Genomic DNA, 20,351 nt, shown 5'->3' on the forward strand with positions numbered 1-20,351 from the left:
TCGGCATTAAGGTCAGACCCATGGAATTCCGACACCTCGGTCGCAGCGGTCTCAAAGTAAGCGAGATCAGTTACGGAAACTGGCTGACCCACGGCTCCCAGGTCGAGGAGGATGCCGCCAAGCTGTGCGTGCAGGCGGCGCTCGACGAGGGCATCACCACGTTCGACACCGCGGACGTCTACGCGGCGACGAAGGCCGAGGAGGTGCTCGGCCGCGCGCTGAAGGGCGTGCGCAGGGAGTCGCTGGAGATCTTCACCAAGGTCTACTGGCCGACCGGCCCCGGCCAGAACGACCGCGGCCTGTCACGCAAGCACATCACCGAGTCCATCAACGGCTCGCTGCGCCGCCTCCAGACCGACTACGTCGACCTGTACCAGGCGCACCGTTTCGACTACGAGACGCCGCTCGAGGAGACGCTCAAGACGTTCGACGACCTCGTACGCCAGGGCAAGGTCCTCTACATCGGCGTCAGCGAGTGGAACGCCGACCAGATCGCCCAGGCCCTGAAGATCGCCGACGAGATGGGCTTCGACCGGATCGTCTCGAACCAGCCCCAGTACTCGATGCTCTGGCGGATCATCGAGGGCGAGATCGTGCCGCTGAGCGAGAAGGAGGGCGTGGGCCAGATCGTCTGGTCGCCGATCGGCCAGGGCGTCCTCACGGGCAAGTACCTGCCCGGGCAGCAGCCGCCTGAGGGCTCGCGGGCGACCGACAAAAGCGGCAGCGCCATGATCGCCCGGTTCATGAACGACGACGTACTGACCCGTGTCCAGGAGCTCAAGCCGATCGCCGCGGACCTCGGCCTGAGCATGGCGCAGCTGGCCATCGCCTGGGTGCTGCAGAACCCGAACGTCTCCAGCGCCATCGTCGGTGCCAGCCGGCCCGAGCAGGTGCGCGACAACGTGAAGGCGTCGGGCGTCAAGCTGGACGCCGACGTGCTCAAGCGGATCGACGACGTGCTCGGCCCGGTGGTGGAGCGCGACCCGGCCAAGACGCAGAGCCCGCGTACCCGCCCGTAACCCGTACCCCGGCAAAAACCCCTTGAGCCACAATGGCGCTCAAGGGGTTTTTCCATTACCCGGACTCACTCGGGGCGCAATGACAATCCCGTGTACTCCACGCGGTCCTCGTCGAGCAACGCCACCTGCTCGACTCCGGATTCGAGCAGGTCACGCCAGTTCTCGCCGAGCCAGGACTCCGCATCCGCCTGGCTCGGGAAAACTTCTCGCGGCAAAGGGCGATCGGTCACCTCACCACCATTTGCATTTTCATAACGCCACCGCCATGTCATGCCATACGCTCCTTTTCCGCGGGTTCGCCTGTGCACCCTCCGCAGGCACTGGAACCCTACTCCCGAGTTCGGAGGTCAATCGATGCTGCGCGCGTATCGTGTTGCGGCCGGAGCCGCCCTCGGGGCGGCCGCATTACTTTCTTTCCCCCACTCCGCCCCTGCTGATCCAGGGGCCGCGCGTACGTGGAGCGTGCGGCAGAGCGACGGCACGGCATGGCTGGCCGCGACCGCCGGCGACTCCCCGCCGGACGGCTCCGTCCTCGGGTGGCGCTTCTCCGTGGCTCCGGACGGGGCGGCGGGCGAGTCGCCCGGCGGGGACCTGCCGTCGTTCCAGGCGGTGTGCGGCAAGGACGCGGCCGCGTCCGGGCACAAGCGCGTGGTGGTGGCGGTGGACTTCGGCGACGGGGACGCCGACGCGTACCCCGGCGAGCGGCCTCCCGGGCAGGGGCTGCTGAAGTGCGTCGCGGGCGCCGAGAACGCCACCGCCGCACAGCTCCTCGCCTCCGCCGCCAAGGTCCGCGTGAACGGCCAGGGCGCCGTGGTGGCGGTCGCGGACTACCCGTCCAGGGAGAAGGGCGGCACCGAGCTGACGGCCGCAGCCGCCGGCTCCAGGCCCGGCCTGCCGATCACGCTGATCGCGGGCGGCGCGGGCGCCCTCGCCCTGCTGGCGGGCGGCGCCGTGGCGGCCACCCGCCGCCGCTCCAGGACCGCCGGCCGCCGACCTGGAACGTTCCAGCATCGATGAGCCAGCCGGCTGTGGGAGGAACGTGCGGCGGTTTGTACGCTCGGCGCGGTGAAAATCCTTCTCTCCGGTACGGCAGGCGGTACGGGATGGCCGGAGCCCGGGTGCCGGTGCGCCTCGTGCGCCGGGCTCCCGTCCGGCAACCGGCGCCCGCTCGAGCTGATCGTGGACGGCGTGGCCCGCTTCCCGCACGGCGACCTGCCTGCCGGGTACCGGTCCTGCGCCGGCGGGCTGGGGCTGGTCTGCCCCGACGGCTCCCGGCTGCTCTGCCTCCCGCCCGGCCACACGGTCCCCGCGGACGGCCCTTCCCGATACGACATCGTGCTGATCGACCTGCTCGACCGGCCGGAACGGCTCGGGGAGCTGCGGCGGGCGGGGCTGGTGGACGACCGGACCCTGGTGGTGGCCGTCGGGCTGGATCACCGGGTCCGCTCGGAGGAGGAGCTGGGCAGGCGGCTGCGGTTGTGGGGCGCGCTCGCCGTTCCCGACGGGACGGAGTTGGAGATCGAGCCCGGTCGGCCGTCACCCGCCCGCCCTGAGGGTGGGGCGCCGTGGCGGGCGCTGTTGCTGGGCGGCTCGCGGTCGGGGAAGTCGGCTGAGGCGGAGCTGCGGCTGGCGGCGGAGCCGTACGTCACTTATGTCGCCACGGGACCGGGCGGCGCGGGCGACGGCGAGTGGGCGGCGCGGGTGCGGGCGCATCGGGAGCGGCGGCCCGCGCACTGGGCCACCGTCGAGACCACCGACCTCGCCGCGGCCATCCGGAGCGCCTCCACACCGCTGCTGGTCGACGGGCTCGGGACGTGGCTGGCGGCGGTGTTCGACGAGCACGGGGCCTGGGAGGGGGACCGCGCCCCGGTCGGTGAGCGCTGTGACGCGCTCGTGGCGGCGTGGCGGCAGGCGCCGGTGCGGATCGTGGCGGTGTCCGACGAGGTGGGGATGGGCGTGGTGCCCGCCACGGCCAGCGGGCGGGCCTTCAGGGACGCGCTCGGACGCCTCAACGAACGCCTCGCCGCGGAATCCGAGTACGTGGTGCTGGTGGTCGCCGGACGCCTTCTCGAGCTGTGAGCGGCCAAGGGGGGCGCGGGAGGCTCGCCCGGGCTGTGGCGAGCGGTGAGCGGCTAGGGGGACGCTCGCCCGGGCTGTGGCGAGCCGGGAGGGGTCAGGGGCGGACGGCTCTGGCGTACCAGCGGCCGTCGAGGCGGTCCACGTGCAGGGGGCGGCCGAAGCAGTCGGAGAGGTTGGCGGGGGTGAGCACGTCGTCCACCGGACCCGCGGCCAGCACCCCGGCGTCACGCATGAGCATGGCGTGCGTGGTCGTCGCGGGCACCTCCTCCAGGTGGTGGGTGACCGTCACGGTGGTGAGGACGGGCCTGGTCCTGGCCAGGTCTTCGACCGCGGTGATGAGGTCTTCCCTGGCCGGCAGGTCCAGCCCCGCGAACGGTTCGTCGAGCAGCAGCACCGCCGGGTCCGCCATCAGCGACCTGGCCACCCTGATCCTGGCCCGCTCGCCCTGCGAGCAGACCCGGAACGGCCGGTCCGCCAGGTCCTTGCAGCCCAGGTCGGCCAGCAGCCGGTGGGCCCTGTCCCGCTCGGCGTCGCCGTACTTGTCCCAGAGCGGAACGCTTGTCCCCGTGTGCCCGGTGAGCACCACGGTGTGCGCGGTCGCCCCCTCCTGCTCCATCAGCTCCTCGTCGATCAGCCGCTGGCTGGCCGCGACGAGGCCGATGTGGCGGCGCAGCCCCCGCATGTCCACCCGGCCGAGCCTGTGGCCGAGCACCTTGACCGTGCCCTCACTGGGATGCCGTACGGCGCCCGCGAGCGAGAGCAGCGTCGTCTTGCCCGCGCCGTTGGGGCCGAGGATCACCCAGTGGTCGCCGTAGGCCACCTGCCAATCGACGCCGTCAAGCAGCGACTTTCCGACAACTCGGACACCTACGCCTTCGAGTTCAACCACGTGCATCCCGCCACACTAGTGGGCCTACGATCGTCGCTTATGCGCCTTTGGCATGGGCTGTGGCTAGCGATCGGCACGCTCAGCATCTTCCCGGCACGGGTCGAGCGGGTGGATCGGGAGGTCGCGGGGCACGCGATGGCACTGGCTCCGGCAGTCGGGCTCGCGCTCGGCCTGGTCGCCGGGCTGCCGCTGCTCCTGCCCGGGCCGCCGCTGCTGGGGGCGGCGCTGGCGGTCGGGCTGCTGGCCGTGCTGACCCGGGGGCTGCACCTGGACGGGCTCGCCGACCTGGCCGACGGGCTGGGCAGCGGCAAGCCCGCCGCCGAGGCGCTCGACATCATGAAAAAGTCGGACATCGGGCCGTTCGGGGTGATGACCCTGGTGCTGACGCTGGTCATCCAGGTCATCGCGGCGGCCGATGCCGGGTTCGCGGCGTTCGTGACGGCCTGCGTGGCCGGGCGGCTGGCCCTTACGTGGGCCTGCCGGGCGGGCGTCCCCGCCGCACGCCCCGACGGGCTCGGGGCGATGGTCGCGGGCACGGTACGCCGCCCCGCCGTCTGGCTCGTCACCCTGATCACCCTGCTCGGCGTCGCCGTCCTCGCCATGGGCGTCCTGCCGGATGATGACCCGGTGGCGTGGGGCCAAATCGTGCTGCCGCTCGGCCTGCTCGCCGGGCTGGGCGCCGCCCTGCTGCTGCTCCGGCACGCGCGGCGGCGCCTCGGCGGGATCACGGGTGACGTGCTGGGCGCGCTCGTGGAGACCGCCACGGCCACGGCGCTGGTGGTGTACGCGATACTCGCCTGAGCGCGTGCCCGATCAGGCGACCGGTTGCGGCCGGCGTACCGGATAGAAGCGGAGCAGGGCCGCGCCGACCAGTGCCAGCAGGACCCAGCCGACGAGGCCGGTCACGCCGGCCAGCACCTCGTTCGGCGGCGCGGCGGCGTCACCGAGCAGCATGGCGGGCGGGGCGACCGCGTTCAGGGAGCCGTGGGCCACGACGGACGGCCACACGCTGCCCGTACGCAGCCGCAGCCACCCGATCAGCACCCCGGACAGCACGCAGAAGCCGATGAAGAACAGCGCCGACCAGGAGCCGAGGCGCGGGTAGTTGTAGCCCAGAAGGGTGAGGGGGGCGTGCCAGACGCCCCAGACGGCGCCGCTGAAGACCAGCCCGGCGAGCATGCCGTTCGAGGAGACGAGCCGGGGCAGCAGCCAGCCGCGCCAGCCCCACTCCTCCCCCAGTGCCGGGATCGCGTTCAGCACGGGCCCGGCGACGACCGCCACCACGATCTGGAGCACGGCCACCGTGCCGAGGTCGGCGGGCGCCTGCACGCCCTGCGCCCGCAGCGCGGATCTGAGCAGGCTGAACTGCCCGAGGTCCAGCGAGACCAGCCCGACGGCGGCGCTGAGCCCCATCGCGAGGAACGCCAGCAGCGGCACCCCGAGCCAGGTGACGACCAGCAGCACGACTGTGCGCTTCTTGCGGTCGCCGAAGGTGAGCCCGGTCTGCCTGGCCCACTCGCGGAACGGCGTGCGTGAGACGGCCCACGCCCCGAGCACGCCGGCTGTGGGCGTGAACATCATGAGCGTGGCCACCCAGGCCAGCTGCGGCGAGGCCAGTCCCTTGCCGAGCCAGAGGGGCAGGGCCACCGCCCACGACAGCCCGAAGGCCAGGACGATGAAGATGAGGAGAGGTCGTTTCATTGGTCCACTGGCTCCGCGATGAGGGCGTTGATGAGGGATGCGCCGCGTTCGGCGGTGATCGTGAGCCGGCCGCCGGAGCGGTGACCGATGACCGGGCACTCGCCGCCGCGCAGCATGATGGTGGCGCTGTCGGGCAGCCCGCGGAAGGCCCAGACTACGGCGGCGGCTCCGGGATTCATGGCAGCTTCTCCAGGATGGCGATGAGGTCCTCGCGGCCGTAGCCGTACTTCCTGGCCTCCTCCAGCAGCTCGCGGGCCCGCTGCGCGAGCAGGGCGCGGCCGTCCGCCCGCCCCGCCACGCTGACCCCGCGGCCCCGCCTGAACTCCAGCAGACCCTCGTCCCGAAGGTCGCGCAGCGCGCGCAGCACGGTGTTGGGGTTGATGCCGAGAGCCTGGGCCAGATCGCGGGCCGGAGGCAGGCGGTCGCCGGGGCGGTACGACCCCTCCCCGATGGCGCGGCGGATCGCGGCGGCCACCTGCTCGTGCAGGGGCCGCGCGTCGTTCAGGTCCAGCGTCAGCAGCATGGTGCTAATGAGACTAGCGCCATCCCACACGCCTCGCGATTGGTAGGATGAACCCCTGTTTGTGAGTACGTAGAAGACCTGGATAGCATCGGTTTACGTGACCACTGTGCGGCTGAACTCAGCAGATCCAGTCTCCTTTGACACCGACGCGTTGATCGTCGGCTTCAGGTCAGGCCAGGAAGGCCCGCGGGCCGCCGCGGGCGCCGAGTCCCTCGACGCCGCCTTCGGCGGCAAGCTCGCCGGCTCCCTCAAGGCCGTCGCCTTCTCCGGCAAGGCAGGCGAGCTGGCCAAGCTGCCCACGTTCGGCGCCATCGCCGCCCCGCTGCTGGTCGCGGTCGGTCTGGGCGACTCCCCCGACACCGAGGGTCTGCGCCGTGCCGCCGGCGCCGCCGTACGGTCCCTCGCCGGCACCGCCAGGGCCGCGCTCGCCCTGCCCGCCGACACCCCGGAGGAGGCCGAGGCCGTCGCGCTCGGCGCGCTGCTCGGCGCGTACGCCTTCTCCCGCTACCGCACGAACGGCGAGCAGAAGGCGCCGGTCGCCGAGCTCACCGTGGTCTCAGGCCAGTCCGACGCCGTCGCCGGGCGCGCCGGCGTCCTGGCCGACTCGGTCGCCCTGGTGCGCGACCTGGTCAACACGCCTCCCTCCGACCTGTGGCCGGCCAAGTTCGCCGAGATCGCCGAGCAGGAGGGCAACAAGGTCGGGCTGACCGTCGAGGTGCTCGACGACAAGCAGCTCAAGGACGGCGGCTACGGCGGCCTCATCGGCGTCGGCCAGGGCTCGGCCAACCCGCCGCGCCTGGTCCGCCTCGCCTACACCCACCCGGAGGCCGGCAAGCGGCTGGCGTTCGTGGGCAAGGGCATCACGTTCGACTCCGGCGGCCTGTCGCTCAAGCCGTCGGCCGCGATGGACTGGATGAAGTCCGACATGGGCGGCGCGGGCGCGGTGCTCGGCGCCATGATCGGCATCGCCAGGCTCGGCCTGCCGGTTAACGCCGTCGGCTACCTCTGCCTGGCGGAAAACCTGCCGAGCGGCACCGCGCAGCGCCCCTCCGACGTCATCCACAGCTACAGCGGCAAGACGGTCGAGGTGCTCGACACCGACGCCGAGGGCCGCCTGGTGCTCATGGACGGCATCGCCAGGGCCGCCGAGGACCAGCCCGACCTGATCGTCGATGTGGCGACCCTCACGGGCGCGCAGATCGTCGCGCTCGGCTGGCGCACGGCCGGTGTCATGTCCAACGACGACGACATCAGGCAGCTGGTCGTCGAGGCCGCCGGCACCGCGGGCGAGGGGGCGTGGGGCATGCCCCTGCCCGAGGAGCTGCGCAAGGGCCTCGACTCACCGGTGGCCGACATCGCCAACCTCCAGCCCGAGCGCTGGGGCAGCATGCTGGCGGCGGGCATCTTCCTGAAGGAGTTCGTGCCCGAGGGCGTGCGCTGGGCCCACATCGACATGGCCGGTCCCGCCTTCAACAAGGGCGAGCCGTACGGTTACACCCCGAAGGGCGGCACGGGCGCCATCACCCGCACTCTCATCGGACTCGCAGAGCGGCACGCGAGCATCTGAAACAAATGAAAAGATGACGGCATCACGAACACCCCGACAAGGAGCCTTCCTGTGGCCTATGACATCGTCGTCCTAGGTGGCGGCAGCGGCGGTTACGCCTGCGCGCTTCGGGCGGCTGAGCTGGGCAAGTCGGTCGCGCTGATCGAAAAGGACAAGATCGGCGGCACCTGCCTCCACAGGGGATGCATCCCCACGAAGGCCCTGCTCCACTCCGCCGAGGTCGCCGACGAGACCCGCGAGAGCGAGTCGTTCGGCGTCAAGGCGCGCTTCGACGGCATCGACGTGCAGGGCGTGCACGCGTTCAAGGACAAGATCGTGACGCGGGCCTGGAAGGGCGTGCAGGGCCTGCTCAAGGGCGCGGGCGTGACGATCGTCGAGGGCGAGGGCCGCATGGTCGGCCCCAACCGCATCCAGGTCGGCTCGGAGGTCTACGAGGGCCGCAACCTCGTCCTCGCCACCGGCTCGGCGCCCAAGACGCTGCCGGGCCTGGAGATCGACGGCGAGCGCGTCATCACCAGCGAGCACACGCTCAAGATGGACCGCGTGCCCACCTCCGTCATCGTGCTGGGCGGCGGCGTGATCGGCGTCGAGCTGGCCAGCGTCTACCGCTCGTTCGGGGCCGAGGTCACGATCGTCGAGGCGCTGCCGCACCTGCTGCCGACCGAGGAGGAGTCCAGCTCCAAGCTGCTGGAGCGGGCCTTCCGCCGCCGCGGCATCAAGTACGAGCTCGGCGTCTTCTTCGACGGCGCCAAGACCACCGAGACGGGCGTGGTCGTCACGCTGGCCAACGGCAAGACCCTCGACGCCGAGCTGCTGCTCGTCGCGGTCGGGCGGGGCGCGGTGTCGGCGGGCATGGGCTTCGAGGAGCAGGGCGTCGCCATCGAGCGCGGCGCGGTCGTGGTCGACGAGCACTGCCAGACCTCCGTGCCCGGCGTCTACGCCATCGGTGACCTGATCCCGACCCTGCAGCTCGCCCACGCGGGGTTCGCGGAGGGGATCATGGTGGCCGAGCACATCGCCGGCCTCAACCCGCCGCCCATCGACTACGCGGGCGTGCCGCGCATCACCTACTCCGACCCCGAGGTGGCCTCCGTCGGGATCACGTCGGCGCAGGCGGCAGAGCGCGGCATCGAGATCGTCGAACAGGTCTACGACCTCGCGGGAAACCCGAAGAGCCAGATCCTCGGCACTTCGGGCGCCGTGAAGGTCATCGCCCAGAAGGACGGCCCGGTCGTCGGTGTCCACGTGGTGGGCCGGCGCATCGGCGAGCTCGTCACGGAAGGGCAGCTGATCTACAACTGGGAGGCGCTGCCCGCAGAGGTCGCCCAGCTCATCCACGCACACCCGACCCAGTCCGAGGCCATGGGTGAGGCGATGCTGGCCCTGGCCGGCAAGCCGCTGCACGTACACAACTAGTCCAAGCCCTCGAGATCAGAACGCGAGAGAAGATAACGATGCCGGTCTCCGTACAGATGCCCCAGCTCGGCGAGAGCGTGACCGAGGGCACCGTAACCCGTTGGCTGAAGAAGGAGGGCGAGCGCGTCGAAGCCGACGAGCCGCTCCTCGAAGTGTCGACCGACAAGGTCGACACCGAGATCCCGTCGCCCTCCGCGGGTGTCCTCACCAAGATCGTCGTGGCCGAGGACGAGACGGTGGAGGTCGGGGCCGAGCTCGCCGTCATCGACGAGAAGGCCGAGGCGGGCGCCGCCGCCCCGGCCCCCGAGGCCGCCCCCGCGCCGGTTGCGCAGCCCGAGCCCGAGCCTGAGCCCGCGCCGGCTCCCCCGGTCTCCTCGATCCCGCAGCCCGCTCCCCCGCAGCCCGCTCCGGCTCCGGCCCCCGCTCCCGCGCCTGCCCCGGCTCCCGCCGCGCAGGCCGCTCCCCCGGTCGCGGAGCCCTCGCCGCTGCCGTCGGGTGAGAGCCCGTACGTGACGCCGCTGGTGCGCAAGCTGGCCAACGAGCACGGTGTCGACCTCGACTCGATCACCGGCACCGGCGTCGGCGGCCGCATCCGCAAGCAGGACGTGCTGGAGGCCGCCAAGGCGCAGCGCGACAAGGCCGCCGCGGCCCAGGCCGCTCCGGTGCCGGCTCCGGCGCCCGCCGCCGCCCAGCCCGCTCCCGCCGCCGCCGCTCCGGCCGCGCAGGCTCCGGTCGCCGCGGCGCCCGAGCCCGTGGAGGTCGACACGACGCTGCGTGGCCGTACGGAGAAGATGACGCGGCTGCGCCAGACGATGTCCAAGCGGCTGGTCGAGTCGCTGCAGACGGCGGCCCAGCTCACCACGGTGGTCGAGGTCGACGTCACCAAGATCGCGCGGCTGCGCGAGCAGGCCAAGGCCGACTTCCTGCGCCGCGAGGGCGTCAAGCTGTCGTTCATGCCGTTCTTCGAGATGGCCGCCATCGAGGCGCTCAAGCAGCACCCGAAGCTCAACGCGACGATCAACAACGAGACCATGGAGGTCACGTACTTCGACGTCGAGCACCTGGGCATCGCGGTCGACACCGAGCGCGGGCTGATCGCGGCGGTCATCAAGAACGCCGGCGACCTCAACCTCGCCGGGCTGGCCCGCAAGACGGCCGACCTGGCGGAGCGCACGCGCGCCAACAAGGTGACGCCGGACGAGATCACGGGCGGCACGTTCACGCTGACCAACACCGGCAGCCGCGGGGCCCTGTTCGACACCCCGATCCTCAACCAGCCGCAGGTCGGCATGCTGGGGACCGGTTCCGTCGTGAAGCGGCCCGTGGTGATCGACACGCCTGAGGGTGAGGTCATCGCGGTGCGGTCGATGGTGTACCTGGCGCTGACGTACGACCACCGCCTGGTGGACGGTGCGGACGCGGCCCGCTTCCTGACGACGGTCAAGCGCCGTCTGGAGGAGGGGCGCTTCGAGGCCCAGCTCGGTCTCGCGTAGCCCGGCGCGTCGGGTTCTTGGCCGGGCGGCTCCGCTTTGGGGTCGCCCGGCCTTTCGCTTGCCGGTTGGTCCTGCGACGCGCGCCCCGGCGTACCACACAGAACGACCTGTCCCGACGCGACGTGGCACGACGACGGCGTAGTGTGGGGCTGTGACTCCTCCGCTCCCCGAAGAGAGCAGCTTCTCGCTTCCCTCGACTGAGGTAGGCGACGGACAAGCCCTGCCCGTTTCGAACACAGAGACCATAGCAGCGAAGCGATTCCCCTGCCGGGCAAACCGGCCCTCCCCTCACTAGATCCGATGGCGATCATCGTGACGGGCTCGTCGGGGTTGCTCGGGTCGGCGCTGGTGCGGGCGTTGCGGGACGAGGGGCGCGAGGTCGTCAGGCTGGTACGGCGAGAGCCGCGCGCAGCCGACGAGGCGTACTGGCAGCCGAGCCGCCAGGAGATCGACCAGGCCGCGCTCGAAGGCGCGCAGGCCGTGGTGCACCTGGCCGGGGCGTCGATCGGGGGCAGGCGGTGGAGCGAGGCGTACAAGCGTGAGCTCCTGGACAGCCGGGTCCAGAGCACCAAGGTCCTCGTCGACGCGATCGCCGGGCTGTCCGGCAAGCCGGAGGTGCTCATGTCGGCCTCAGGGGTCGACTTCTACGGCGACACCGGCGACCGGGTGATCGACGAGAGCCAGGGCAAGGGCACCGGCTTCCTGTCGGACATGTGCGAACAGTGGGAGGGCGAGGCCCGCCGGGCGGGCGAGGCCGGCGTCAGGACGGTGCTGATGCGCTCAGGGCTGGTGCTGAGCCGGGAGGGCGGGATGCTCGAGCGGGTGGTGCCGATCTTCAGGATCGGGCTGGGAGCGCCGCTCGGGTCGGGGAAGCAGTACTGGTCGTGGATCAGCGTGGACGACTGGGTCGGGGCGGCGGTGCATGTGCTGAAAAATCGCGACATTACCGGGCCAGTCAATTTCACCTCCCCCTCTCCCGTCACCAACGCCGAGTTCACCCGCGCACTCGGAAAAGCCCTGCGTAAGGGCACGATGCCGATCCCGGTGCCGGCCTTCGCGCTGTCCGCGGGGCTCGGCGAGTTCGCGCGGGAGGCACTGCTGCCCAGTCACCGCCTCCAGCCGAAGAAGCTGCTCGACACCGGCTACGGGTTCGCCCATACCCGCCTCGACGAGGCGCTGAGCGCCGTACTCTAGGGAATCGTGCGTCCTTCAACAGGTGGGAGAATCTTGACATGAGCCGGTCAGGACAGTCACACATCCTCGCCATCGGGGGCGGATCGTTCCGCCCGAGCAGGCGCTACAGCTTCATCGAGGCCAGCCCGCTGCTGCGCTACGGCCTCGACCTGACGGGGCAGGACCGGCCGAAGCTCGGGCTGCTCGCCACCGCGACAGGCGACTCCGACGAGTGGCTGCTCAAGATGTACGGCGCCTTCGCGGGGTGGGACGTCGAGCTGAGCCACCTGACGGTGTTCCCCATGCCCAATGTCGAAGATCCGCGGGCCTGGATCCTCGAGCAGGACATGATCTACGTCAGCGGCGGCAGCGTGGCCAACCTGATGGCGTTGTGGCGGCTGCACGGCTACGACGAGGCCTTCGAGGAGGCGTGGCGGTCCGGGGTGGTGCTGTCCGGGCAGAGCGCGGGCGCGCTGTGCTGGCACGTGGGCGGCAACACCGACTCCTTCGGGCCCGACCTGCGCGTGTGGGCCGAGGGCCTCGGCTTCCTGCCCTACTCGTGCGGCGTCCACTACGACTCCGACCCGCAGCGCCGCCCGCTGCTGCAGGAGTCGGTGGCGAGCGGTGAGCTGCCCAGCGGCTACGCCGCCGACGAGGGCGTGGGGCTCCACTACGTGGGCACGGAGTTCATCCAGGCGGTGACCGTCGAGCCGGGCGGCTACGCCTACCGGGTCGAGAGCGACGGGGCGGGCGGCGTCAAGGAGTTCAGGATCGAGCCACGACTCTTGACCCCCTGATTACCCTTCGCGGGTGAGGGAACGGCACAATAGGCTCATGCGCCCCATCCACGGGGACGATCCCCACGCACTCGCCATCGTCCGCCTCGGTGTCGACGTCCCCTACGAGCAGGCCTGGTCGTTGCAGCGCTGGGTGCACGGCAAGCGGGTCGCCGGAGAGCTGACCGACACCGTTCTGATCCTCGAGCACGCCCCCGTCTACACCGCGGGCAAGCGCACCGCCCCGCATGAGCGCCCCGCCGACGGCACCCCGGTCATCGACGTCGACCGGGGTGGCCGCCTCACCTGGCACGGTCCCGGGCAGCTCGTGGCCTACCCGATCGTCGCCGTCACCGACGTGGTGACCTACGCCTGCCGCCTCGAAGACGCCATGATCCAGATCTGCGCCGACTTCGGCGTCACGGCGAGACGCGTGCGGGGGCGCGGCGGTGTCTGGGCGGTCGGCGACGCCAGCCTGGGGCTGCCCGACCGTCAGCTCGGCGCGGTCGGCCTGCGCGTGGCGCGCGGAGTCACCATGCACGGCTTCGCGCTCAACTGCGCCAACGACCCCCGCTGGTTCAACCGCATCGCGCCGTGCGGCCTCACCGACGTGGGCGTGTCCTCGCTGTCGGCGGAGACGGGCCGTCGCATCGTGGTCGAGGAGGTCATGCCGATCGCGGAGAAGCGGCTGGCCGAGGCGCTCGGCATGGAGTCGTACGAACTCCACGAAGAGGACCTTCTCCGCAGATGACCCGCGGCTTACGATCGGCCGTGTGAAGCGCCTCCTCGCCGTCTTACTCGCCCTTGTGGTGCACCTGCTGACGCTCGGATTCGTCGCGCTGGGCGCGTGGATCATCCTGGGCGACGTGGGTTCCGTGCTCGCGTGGCTGTTCGGCGGCGCCAGCCTGGCCATCGCGTGGGCCCTGCGGCCGCGCCTGGGCGGCCTGCCCGCCGACGCCGAGGTGCTCGACCGCTCGTCGGCGCCTGAGCTGTACGGCGTCGCGGACCGCGTGGCCGACCGGGTCGGCGTCCGGCGGCCGAGGAAGGTCGCGGTCATCGACCTGGCGGCCGAGACCCGCTACGAGCGCGTGGGCCTGCCGCGCACGCCTGTCCTGGCGGTCGGGCTGCCGCTGTGGCTGGCGCTGCCGCCCAGGCAGCGGGTGGCCCTGCTGGCCACGGCATACGCGCGGGTGCCGACCGGCGACGAGCTGGTCGTGGACGGGGCGCTGGTCACGCTGGAGGCGTGGCGGGACGCCCTGCTGGGGGCCGAGCCGTTGCGGGTCAGGGAGGAGGCGCAGACCAAGGTCGTGGCCTCCTCGCTGGGCGCGGTGGACCATCCGGGGACCACGTACGAGGCGATGGGCACCTTCGGCCGCGCGCTCGGGCGGGTGCTCGGCGGGCCCGTGCTGCTGGTGCGGTACGCGCTGACCCGGCTGGCCCGCGCCGGACAGGCCCGTACCCTCGCCCGGCACCGGGCGCTGGCCCGGCGGGCGGCGTCCGAGCAGGAGCTCGCGGAGCTGGACGAGCTGACCCGCGGCGGCTACCTGGCGCCGATGCAGGCCGCGGCGCTGCGCGGCGAGAGCGCGGCGGCGATCAGGCAGGGCGCGCTGGCCCGATCCAGGCTCACCGACGACGGCGTGCTCACCTCTCCCCCGCACTCCGAGCTGCTCGGCACGCGCGAGTCGGAGCGCGTCGACGAGGAACTGCTCGGCCACTACACGCGGGCCATCCGCGGATTCGGCCTCATCTCCTGACCCAGGACCAGGCCGGCTTCCTGGGAGACGTAAGCTGAGTGGGTGACCGTTGCTCCTGAAGGCCGAAAGCTCCTCCGCCTGGAGGTGCGTAACGCCGAAACCCCTATCGAGCGCAAGCCCCCGTGGATCAAGACCAAGCTGAAGACGGGCCCCGAATACACCGAGCTGAAATCGCTCGTGCGCCGGGAGGGCCTGCACACGGTCTGTGAAGAGGCGGGCTGTCCCAATATCTACGAGTGCTGGGAAGACCGCGAGGCGACCTTCCTCATCGGCGGCGACCAGTGCACGCGCCGCTGCGACTTCTGCCAGATCGACACGGGCAAGCCGAAGGAGTACGACCGCGACGAGCCGCGCAGAGTGGCCGAGTCCGTCCAGCAGATGGGCTTGAAGTACGCGACCGTGACCGGCGTGGCCCGCGACGACCTGCCCGACGGCGGGGCCTGGCTCTACGCCGAGACGGCGCGCCAGATCCACGGGCTGCTGCCCGGCTGCGGCGTCGAGCTGCTGGTGCCCGACTTCAACGGCAACCGCGACCAGCTGGAGGAGGTGTTCTCCAGCAAGCCCGAGGTCTTCGCCCACAACGTCGAGACGGTGCCGCGGATCTTCAAGCGGATCCGTCCCGCGTTCCGGTACGAGCGGTCGCTCGCGGTGATCACGATGGCCCGCGAGGCCGGGCTGGTCACCAAGTCCAACCTGATCCTGGGCATGGGCGAGACGCGCGAGGAGGTCGTCTCGGCCATGCGCGACCTGCACGCCGCGGGCACCGACCTGCTGACCATCACCCAATACCTGCGGCCCACGCCGCGCCACCACCCGGTGGACCGGTGGGTGAAGCCGGAGGAGTTCGTGGAGCTGCAGGCGGAGGCGGAGGCCATCGGGTTCGCCGGTGTGCTCTCCGGGCCGCTCGTGCGCTCGTCGTACCGTGCCGGCCGCCTCTACCAGCAGGCCATCCAGGCCCGCCAGACGGCCTGACCACCACCCGCCAGCCCCGGGACCCGCCACACGCGGTCCTGGGGCTGCTTCATGCGGGGCCTCGCCCGGCTAGACGACGGTGCTGAAGATGGCCGTGCCGGGGAGGTGGCGGCCACGCAGCGGGCTCCAGCCGCCCCACACCCGTTCGTGCCCCTCCGGCCACTCCGGCTCCAGCAACCCCGTCAGGGTCAGCCCGGAGGTCACCAGCAGGTTCACCCAGTCGGCCATGGTGCGGTGGTGCTCGACGTAGGTGACCGCGCCGTTCTCGTCCCGCTCCTCGTAGGGGGAGCGGTCGAAGTAGGACCGGTCGGAGGTCAGCCCGCGCGGCCCCGGGTCGTCGGGGAACGCCCACCGGATCGGGTGGCTCACCGAGAACACGAACCGGCCGCCCGGCCTGAGCACCCTGCGCACCTCGCGGAAGACCGCGAGCGGGTCGGCCACGAACGGCAGCGCGCCGAACGCCGAGCAGGCCACGTCGAAGGCGTCGTCGGCGAACGGCAGCGACTCGGCGTCGGCCTGCACCACGGGCACGTGCAGCCCGGTGTCGAGGTCGATGCGCTGGGCGTGGCGCAGCTGCCGGTGAGAGATGTCGAACGCGGCCACCCGCGCCCCTTGGGTCACCAGCCACCGCGCGCACTGCGCCGCGCCGCAGCCGATCTCCAGCACGCGCCGGCCGCGCACCTCGCCGAGGAGGTGCGCGTCGGCCTCGTCCACGCCCTCGGGGCACCAGACGAACCCCGTGTCACGCAGGAACTCGCCGTGTTCGACCTGGTAGTCGTCGGCGTTGCCGTCCCACCACCAGCGGTTGGCCCGCGACGAACCCGACAGCACTAGCGCATCTTGGGGCCGCGCGGCATGCGGGCGCCCTTGGGCATCGGGCCCTTGGGCATCGGCATGTTCTTCGGCAGCGAGCGCAGGCGGTCCTTCACCTCGTTGACCGCGGGCTTCTTCAGGTTGCGCGGCAGCTTCATCAGGTGGCGCTGCAGCTTGCCGAGCGGCACCTGCCCCTCGCCGTCACCGCACTGGATGTCGTAGATCTCGATGCCCAGCACCACTCGCGCGACCCGCTTCTTCTCGGCGGCCAGCATCTTCGCCACCCGGTTGCCGGGACCCTCCGACACCAGCACGACGCCGGGATGGCCGACCACAAGGTGGATGAGGTCCTGGTCGCGGTTGACCGCGATGGCCGGGGTGACCTGCCAGTTGCCGCGCATGCCCTGCAGCACCGCCGCCGCGGCGCCGGTCTGGCCGTGCAGGATCGAGTATTGGGCCTTCTGGGCGAGCTGCCCGAACACCACCAACCCGACCGTGAGCGCGGCCAGCACGCCGATGAACAGCGAATACCACAAGTAGTCCGTGACCAGGCCGATCACGACGACCACCGCCAGCGTGCCCACCGCCGAGAGGAAGACGAGGGGCATCCCCTTGGGGTTGGCCTGCTTGATGATCTGCGCGATCATGCGGAGCTGCTTGATGCGCCCCGGCTTCTCTGGTTCCTCGGACTTTGCCATGCTCTGAAGGATACAAACCAACTGGTGCGGTACGGAAAACGCGACCCGGCCATTTCTCGCGCGGCTTAGACCTTTACGGTAGCCGACAGGCGAAGATCGCCCACGCTGGGGCCCGCCTCGACCGCGTACTCGCCCTCGACCGTCCGCCAGCCGCCGTCCCAGACCTGGAAGGCCCGCTCCGGCAGGAAGACCGTCGTGAGCACGGTCTCCCCCGGCGCGGCCTCGACCACGTCGAACCCGGCCAGCACCCCGGAGACGTACACCTGCACGACCTCGCGACCCGGACGATCGCCGGTGTTGGTGACGGCCACAGTGACAGCCACAGTGACGGCAGCCGCCCCGCTCGTCCCCTCGGCCGCGATCGAGTCGTACGACCAGGTCGTGTAGCCCAGGCCGTGCCCGAACCAGAACGCGGGCGCGCGCCCCGACCGCTCCCACGCCCGGTACCCGATCGACACCCCCTCCTCGTACGCCACCACACCGTCCACCGGTGTCACGTTCACCACGGGAGCGTCCTGCAGCCGCCGCGGCCACGTCGTGGGCAGCCGCCCGCCCGGCTCGGCGTCCCCGAACAGCACGTCCGCGAGCGCCGCCCCCGCCTCCTGCCCGGGGAACCAGGTGAGCAGCACGGCCGCCACCTCCTCCGTCCACGGCATCTCGACCGGCGAGCCCGCGTTGACGACCACGACGGTGCGCGGGTTGGCCGCGGCGACCGCGCGGATCAGCTCGTCCTGCCGTCCGGGCAGCCTGAGGTCCGTACGGTCGAAGCCCTCGCTCTCCACCTCCGGCGTGGTCGCGGCCACGACCACCGCCACGTCGCACTCCGCCGCCACCCGCACGGCCTCGGCCAGCAGCTCCTCCTCGCCCGGGCTCGGATCCGCGTGGCCGACCGTGAACGACACGAACGCCATGCCGCCGAACGCCCCCGCCGGGTGCGTCACGACCACCTCGTACGGCTCCCCGGCGGTCATGGGCAGGCTCACCCGCCGCTCGGGCGGCGACAGGAACGCCGCGGCCGGGTCGCCGCCGTCCACCTCGAGGGCCTCGTCGAAGACGGTCTCGCCGTTCACGACGACGGTGAAGGCCCCCACCCCGGCGACGGACAGCTGGTGCTCGCCCGAAATGTCCGGCGTGTACGTGGTGCGCAGCCGGACCGCCTGCAGCCGGTCGCCGTCCACGCCGGGCGGCAGCTGGCCGATCCACCGCGCCTCGGCCGCGGCCAGCGGCTGCTCGGACAGCGCCGCGCCCTCCGCGTCGAGGAACGTGGCCGTGGCCGGGCCAGGGAGCGGGGACAGGCGGATCCGGGGGTCGGTGCCGAGCGCGTACCGGACCTCGGCCCGCTCGGCCAGGCCCTGCAGCGGCGAGACGATCCTGTCGGGGAAGACCTGCGCGCTCCCGCCACCCATGACGCGGGCCTGCGCGGCGGCCGCCCCGATCACGGCGACCGTCCTGACCTGCCGGAACGGCAGGATGCCGTCGTTGGTCAGCAGGGTGAAGCCGCGCGTGGCCACTTCGCGGGCCAGCGCCACCCCGTCGACGCGCTCCCCGGCGGGCGGCGGCTCCGCACCGCGCAGGGCGCCGACGCGCTGGGCCAGGCGCAGAATGCGGCGCACACGATCGTCCACGACCGACTCCGGCACGCGGCCTTCCCGCACGGCCGCCTCCAGCTTCTCGCCCCAGGGCCCGGACGGGCCGGGCATCGCCACGTCGGTGCCGCCCATGGCGGCGGCCTCGGTCGTGCGCAGCGCCGTCCAGTCCGACACCACGAACCCGTCGAACCCCCATTCGTCCTTCAGCACCCCGTTCACCAGCTCGGCGTGCTCGGTCATGGTGGTGCCGTTCACGGAGTTGTAGGCCGTCATGAGGCCCCACGCTCCCGCCCGCACCACCCGCTCGAACGGCCGCAGGTACGCCTCCCGCAGGGCCTTCTCGCTCACCTGGACGTCCGCGGTGAAGCGGTCGGTCTCGAAGTCGTTGGCCACGAAGTGCTTGGGCGTGGTGGCGACGCCGCCCTCCTGGACGCCCTCGACGTAGGCCGCGCCGATCTCCCCCGTCAGGTACGGATCCTCGGAGAAGCACTCGAAATGGCGGCCTCCGAGCGGCGAGCGGTGCAGGTTGATCGTGGGCGCGAGGAGCACGTGCACGCCCTTGCGCCTGGCCTCCTGCGCCAGCAGCGCGCCGGCCCGCCGCACCAGGTCCACGTCCCACGTGGCGGCCAGCGCGGTCGGGCTCGGCAGCGCGATCGAGGGGTCGGCCGAGCTCCACTGCTCCCCGCGTACGCCGATCGGGCCGTCACTCATGACGAGCCGGTCGAGGCCGATCTCGGGCAGCGGCGGGAGCGACCACATGTCGGCCCCGGTGAGCAGGCTGATCTTGGTGCTGAGGTCAAGCCGGGCGATGAGTTCGTCGAAGTCCACCACCGCAGTCTTCACCAGGTCGCCGGATGTCCGGAAGAGCGGACCGTACGCCGTCGGCGGCGTGACTCAGGCGGCGACGAAGAACTCCAGGAGCTCGGGGACCAGCGCCTCGGGGGCCACGTTGTGGGCCTGGTCCTCCAGCACCCGCCGCACCGCGCCGGGCACCGCCCCCGCGACCGCCAGCCCCGCGGCGGACATCCAGGCGGGGCTGTCCTCGCCGTTGAGCACGAGCGTCGGCTGCCTGATCGCGGCCAGCCGCTCGGCGGGCAGCGCGTTGCCCGGCCCCAGGACGGCGGCCTCGTAGGCGAGGGTGTGGGCCAGCGCCTCGAGCTCCGGCCAGGACGGCTGCGCGCGCATCGCGGCCACCGCCTCCGGGGGCGCCTCGGCCGCCTCCACCATGAACCGCTCCACCGCCTCCCCCCGCCTGCCCGCCCCGACCAGCGCGTCGAGCTGCGCCGCGAAGTCGTCCGGCAGCGGGGGCGCGCTGTCGTCCACGTGGTACGGGGGCTCCCACAGGGCGAGCTTGGAGATCGCCGGGTTGCCTGCCGCGGCCTCCAGCGCCAGCGCGGCTCCCGACGAGCCGCCGAACACCATGGCCGACCCGCCCGCCGCCCCGATGACGGCGGCCAGGTCCTCGAGCTCCCGCTCGACGGCGTACGGCGGGGTGTTCCCGCTGTCGCCTCGCCCCCTGCGGCTGCGGTCGTAGTCGTACACCTTGACTGCTCCCTCGCCTGAAGGCGGGGATTTCTGGCTCACGCTGCCTGGCTGTCCGGCGGACAGTCGGGTCTTACGCGATCGGCGCCAGCCGGGGTCAGACCTGCCCGGATGAGCATCACGCGGGCGGAGTTCTTGTCCCTGGGGGATTCGGCTCCGCAGGCGGTGCAGGTGTAGGTGCGCTCACCCAGCGGCAGTGCGTGCTTGGCTCTCGCTCCGCACGTGGCGCAGTCCATCGTGGTGTGCGCGGGGTGTACCAGGCGGACGTCCCGCCCGTGCTTGCGGCCCATCTCGATCAGGGCCTTCTTGGTGGCGCCGATGGCGGCGTCGGCGGCTTTGCGCGCCAT

22 protein-coding genes are annotated in these 20,351 nt (G+C 71.9%); 12 read left to right on the top strand and 10 right to left on the bottom strand.

Going from position 1 to position 20,351, the window contains the following annotated elements; translation table 11 throughout:
* Window positions 1-20 precede the first annotated feature (20 nt).
* Entirely contained in the window at window positions 21-1,019 is a 999-nt protein-coding gene (locus ACIBVN_RS11785; RefSeq protein ID WP_349448140.1) for an aldo/keto reductase family protein, read from the top strand.
* Window positions 1,020-1,084: 65 nt separating this feature from the next.
* On the opposite strand, the gene ACIBVN_RS11790 is transcribed toward ACIBVN_RS11785, so the two are convergent.
* The gene (locus ACIBVN_RS11790; RefSeq protein ID WP_225273734.1) at window positions 1,085-1,291 is read right to left on the bottom strand and encodes a hypothetical protein; all 207 of its coding nucleotides are present in this window, start codon (window positions 1,289-1,291) and stop codon (window positions 1,085-1,087) included.
* A gap of 82 nt (window positions 1,292-1,373) precedes the next feature.
* Here ACIBVN_RS11790 and ACIBVN_RS11795 point away from each other — a divergent pair, with 82 nt between their 5' ends.
* The gene (locus ACIBVN_RS11795; protein WP_397135257.1) at window positions 1,374-2,036 is read left to right on the top strand and encodes an SCO2322 family protein; all 663 of its coding nucleotides are present in this window, start codon (window positions 1,374-1,376) and stop codon (window positions 2,034-2,036) included.
* Between the two features lie 48 nt (window positions 2,037-2,084).
* The gene (locus tag ACIBVN_RS11800) at window positions 2,085-3,098 is read left to right on the top strand and encodes a bifunctional adenosylcobinamide kinase/adenosylcobinamide-phosphate guanylyltransferase (protein WP_397135259.1); all 1,014 of its coding nucleotides are present in this window, start codon (window positions 2,085-2,087) and stop codon (window positions 3,096-3,098) included.
* 94 nt (window positions 3,099-3,192) lie between these two features.
* Here the strand turns inward: ACIBVN_RS11800 and ACIBVN_RS11805 are convergent, their stop codons facing one another.
* Window positions 3,193-3,993 carry an ABC transporter ATP-binding protein gene (locus ACIBVN_RS11805; RefSeq protein WP_397135261.1) on the bottom strand — a complete coding sequence of 267 codons (801 nt, stop codon included), beginning with the start codon at window positions 3,991-3,993 and terminating at the stop codon, window positions 3,193-3,195.
* A gap of 33 nt (window positions 3,994-4,026) precedes the next feature.
* Here ACIBVN_RS11805 and ACIBVN_RS11810 point away from each other — a divergent pair, with 33 nt between their 5' ends.
* On the top strand, window positions 4,027-4,788 hold the full coding sequence (locus ACIBVN_RS11810) for an adenosylcobinamide-GDP ribazoletransferase (RefSeq protein ID WP_397135263.1): 762 nt from the start codon (window positions 4,027-4,029) through the stop codon (window positions 4,786-4,788).
* Between the two features lie 12 nt (window positions 4,789-4,800).
* Here the strand turns inward: ACIBVN_RS11810 and ACIBVN_RS11815 are convergent, their stop codons facing one another.
* The 3 genes from ACIBVN_RS11815 to ACIBVN_RS11825 are packed head-to-tail and all read right to left on the bottom strand — an operon-like array spanning window position 4,801 to window position 6,211.
* Window positions 4,801-5,688 (bottom strand): CPBP family intramembrane glutamic endopeptidase, encoded by an 888-nt coding sequence (locus tag ACIBVN_RS11815; RefSeq protein WP_397135265.1) that lies wholly within the window; start codon window positions 5,686-5,688, stop codon window positions 4,801-4,803.
* Entirely contained in the window at window positions 5,685-5,867 is a 183-nt protein-coding gene (locus ACIBVN_RS11820) for a hypothetical protein (protein ID WP_397135267.1), read from the bottom strand. The genes ACIBVN_RS11815 and ACIBVN_RS11820 overlap by 4 nt, the downstream gene beginning before the upstream one ends.
* Window positions 5,864-6,211 (bottom strand): GntR family transcriptional regulator, encoded by a 348-nt coding sequence (locus ACIBVN_RS11825; protein ID WP_397135269.1) that lies wholly within the window; start codon window positions 6,209-6,211, stop codon window positions 5,864-5,866. Before ACIBVN_RS11825 ends, ACIBVN_RS11820 begins: the two co-directional genes overlap by 4 nt.
* Before the next feature lie 97 nt (window positions 6,212-6,308).
* On the opposite strand from ACIBVN_RS11825, the gene ACIBVN_RS11830 reads away from it, so the two are divergent.
* From ACIBVN_RS11830 to lipA, 8 genes are all read left to right on the top strand, one after another.
* Window positions 6,309-7,778, top strand: a complete 1,470-nt coding sequence (locus tag ACIBVN_RS11830; RefSeq protein ID WP_397135271.1) for a leucyl aminopeptidase — start codon at window positions 6,309-6,311, stop codon at window positions 7,776-7,778.
* A gap of 51 nt (window positions 7,779-7,829) precedes the next feature.
* Window positions 7,830-9,194 (top strand): dihydrolipoyl dehydrogenase, encoded by a 1,365-nt coding sequence (lpdA, locus tag ACIBVN_RS11835; protein ID WP_397135273.1) that lies wholly within the window; start codon window positions 7,830-7,832, stop codon window positions 9,192-9,194.
* A gap of 38 nt (window positions 9,195-9,232) precedes the next feature.
* Window positions 9,233-10,687, top strand: a complete 1,455-nt coding sequence (gene sucB, locus ACIBVN_RS11840) for a 2-oxoglutarate dehydrogenase, E2 component, dihydrolipoamide succinyltransferase (RefSeq protein ID WP_397135275.1) — start codon at window positions 9,233-9,235, stop codon at window positions 10,685-10,687.
* A 300-nt stretch (window positions 10,688-10,987) separates the two neighbouring features.
* The gene (locus ACIBVN_RS11845; RefSeq protein ID WP_397135277.1) at window positions 10,988-11,881 is read left to right on the top strand and encodes a TIGR01777 family oxidoreductase; all 894 of its coding nucleotides are present in this window, start codon (window positions 10,988-10,990) and stop codon (window positions 11,879-11,881) included.
* Window positions 11,882-11,919: 38 nt separating this feature from the next.
* Window positions 11,920-12,657, top strand: a complete 738-nt coding sequence (locus ACIBVN_RS11850) for a Type 1 glutamine amidotransferase-like domain-containing protein (protein ID WP_397135279.1) — start codon at window positions 11,920-11,922, stop codon at window positions 12,655-12,657.
* A 37-nt stretch (window positions 12,658-12,694) separates the two neighbouring features.
* Entirely contained in the window at window positions 12,695-13,387 is a 693-nt protein-coding gene (lipB, locus tag ACIBVN_RS11855; protein ID WP_397135281.1) for a lipoyl(octanoyl) transferase LipB, read from the top strand.
* A gap of 22 nt (window positions 13,388-13,409) precedes the next feature.
* The gene (locus ACIBVN_RS11860; protein ID WP_397135283.1) at window positions 13,410-14,390 is read left to right on the top strand and encodes a M48 family metallopeptidase; all 981 of its coding nucleotides are present in this window, start codon (window positions 13,410-13,412) and stop codon (window positions 14,388-14,390) included.
* A gap of 42 nt (window positions 14,391-14,432) precedes the next feature.
* A complete protein-coding gene (gene lipA / locus ACIBVN_RS11865; RefSeq protein ID WP_349448152.1) occupies window positions 14,433-15,362 on the top strand; it encodes a lipoyl synthase in 930 nt (309 codons plus the stop codon).
* A 69-nt stretch (window positions 15,363-15,431) separates the two neighbouring features.
* Here lipA and ACIBVN_RS11870 read toward each other — a convergent pair whose 3' ends face one another.
* The 5 genes from ACIBVN_RS11870 to ACIBVN_RS11890 all read right to left on the bottom strand — a co-directional run.
* Complete coding sequence (locus ACIBVN_RS11870) at window positions 15,432-16,193, bottom strand: class I SAM-dependent methyltransferase (RefSeq protein ID WP_397135285.1); 762 nt, start codon at window positions 16,191-16,193, stop codon at window positions 15,432-15,434.
* Window positions 16,193-16,873 carry a DUF4191 domain-containing protein gene (locus tag ACIBVN_RS11875; RefSeq protein WP_397135287.1) on the bottom strand — a complete coding sequence of 227 codons (681 nt, stop codon included), beginning with the start codon at window positions 16,871-16,873 and terminating at the stop codon, window positions 16,193-16,195. The genes ACIBVN_RS11870 and ACIBVN_RS11875 overlap by 1 nt, the downstream gene beginning before the upstream one ends.
* Before the next feature lie 65 nt (window positions 16,874-16,938).
* Window positions 16,939-19,290 (bottom strand): glycoside hydrolase family 3 protein, encoded by a 2,352-nt coding sequence (locus ACIBVN_RS11880; protein ID WP_397135324.1) that lies wholly within the window; start codon window positions 19,288-19,290, stop codon window positions 16,939-16,941.
* Window positions 19,291-19,356: 66 nt separating this feature from the next.
* Entirely contained in the window at window positions 19,357-20,004 is a 648-nt protein-coding gene (locus ACIBVN_RS11885) for an alpha/beta fold hydrolase (RefSeq protein ID WP_397135289.1), read from the bottom strand.
* Window positions 20,005-20,042: 38 nt separating this feature from the next.
* Window positions 20,043-20,351 (bottom strand): zinc ribbon domain-containing protein (locus tag ACIBVN_RS11890; RefSeq protein WP_397135291.1); only part of this gene is annotated, 309 nt, incomplete at its 5' end.

The sequence above is a fragment of the Nonomuraea sp. NPDC049400 genome, from assembly GCF_044466425.1.
Taxonomy (GTDB): Bacteria; Actinomycetota; Actinomycetes; order Streptosporangiales; family Streptosporangiaceae; genus Nonomuraea.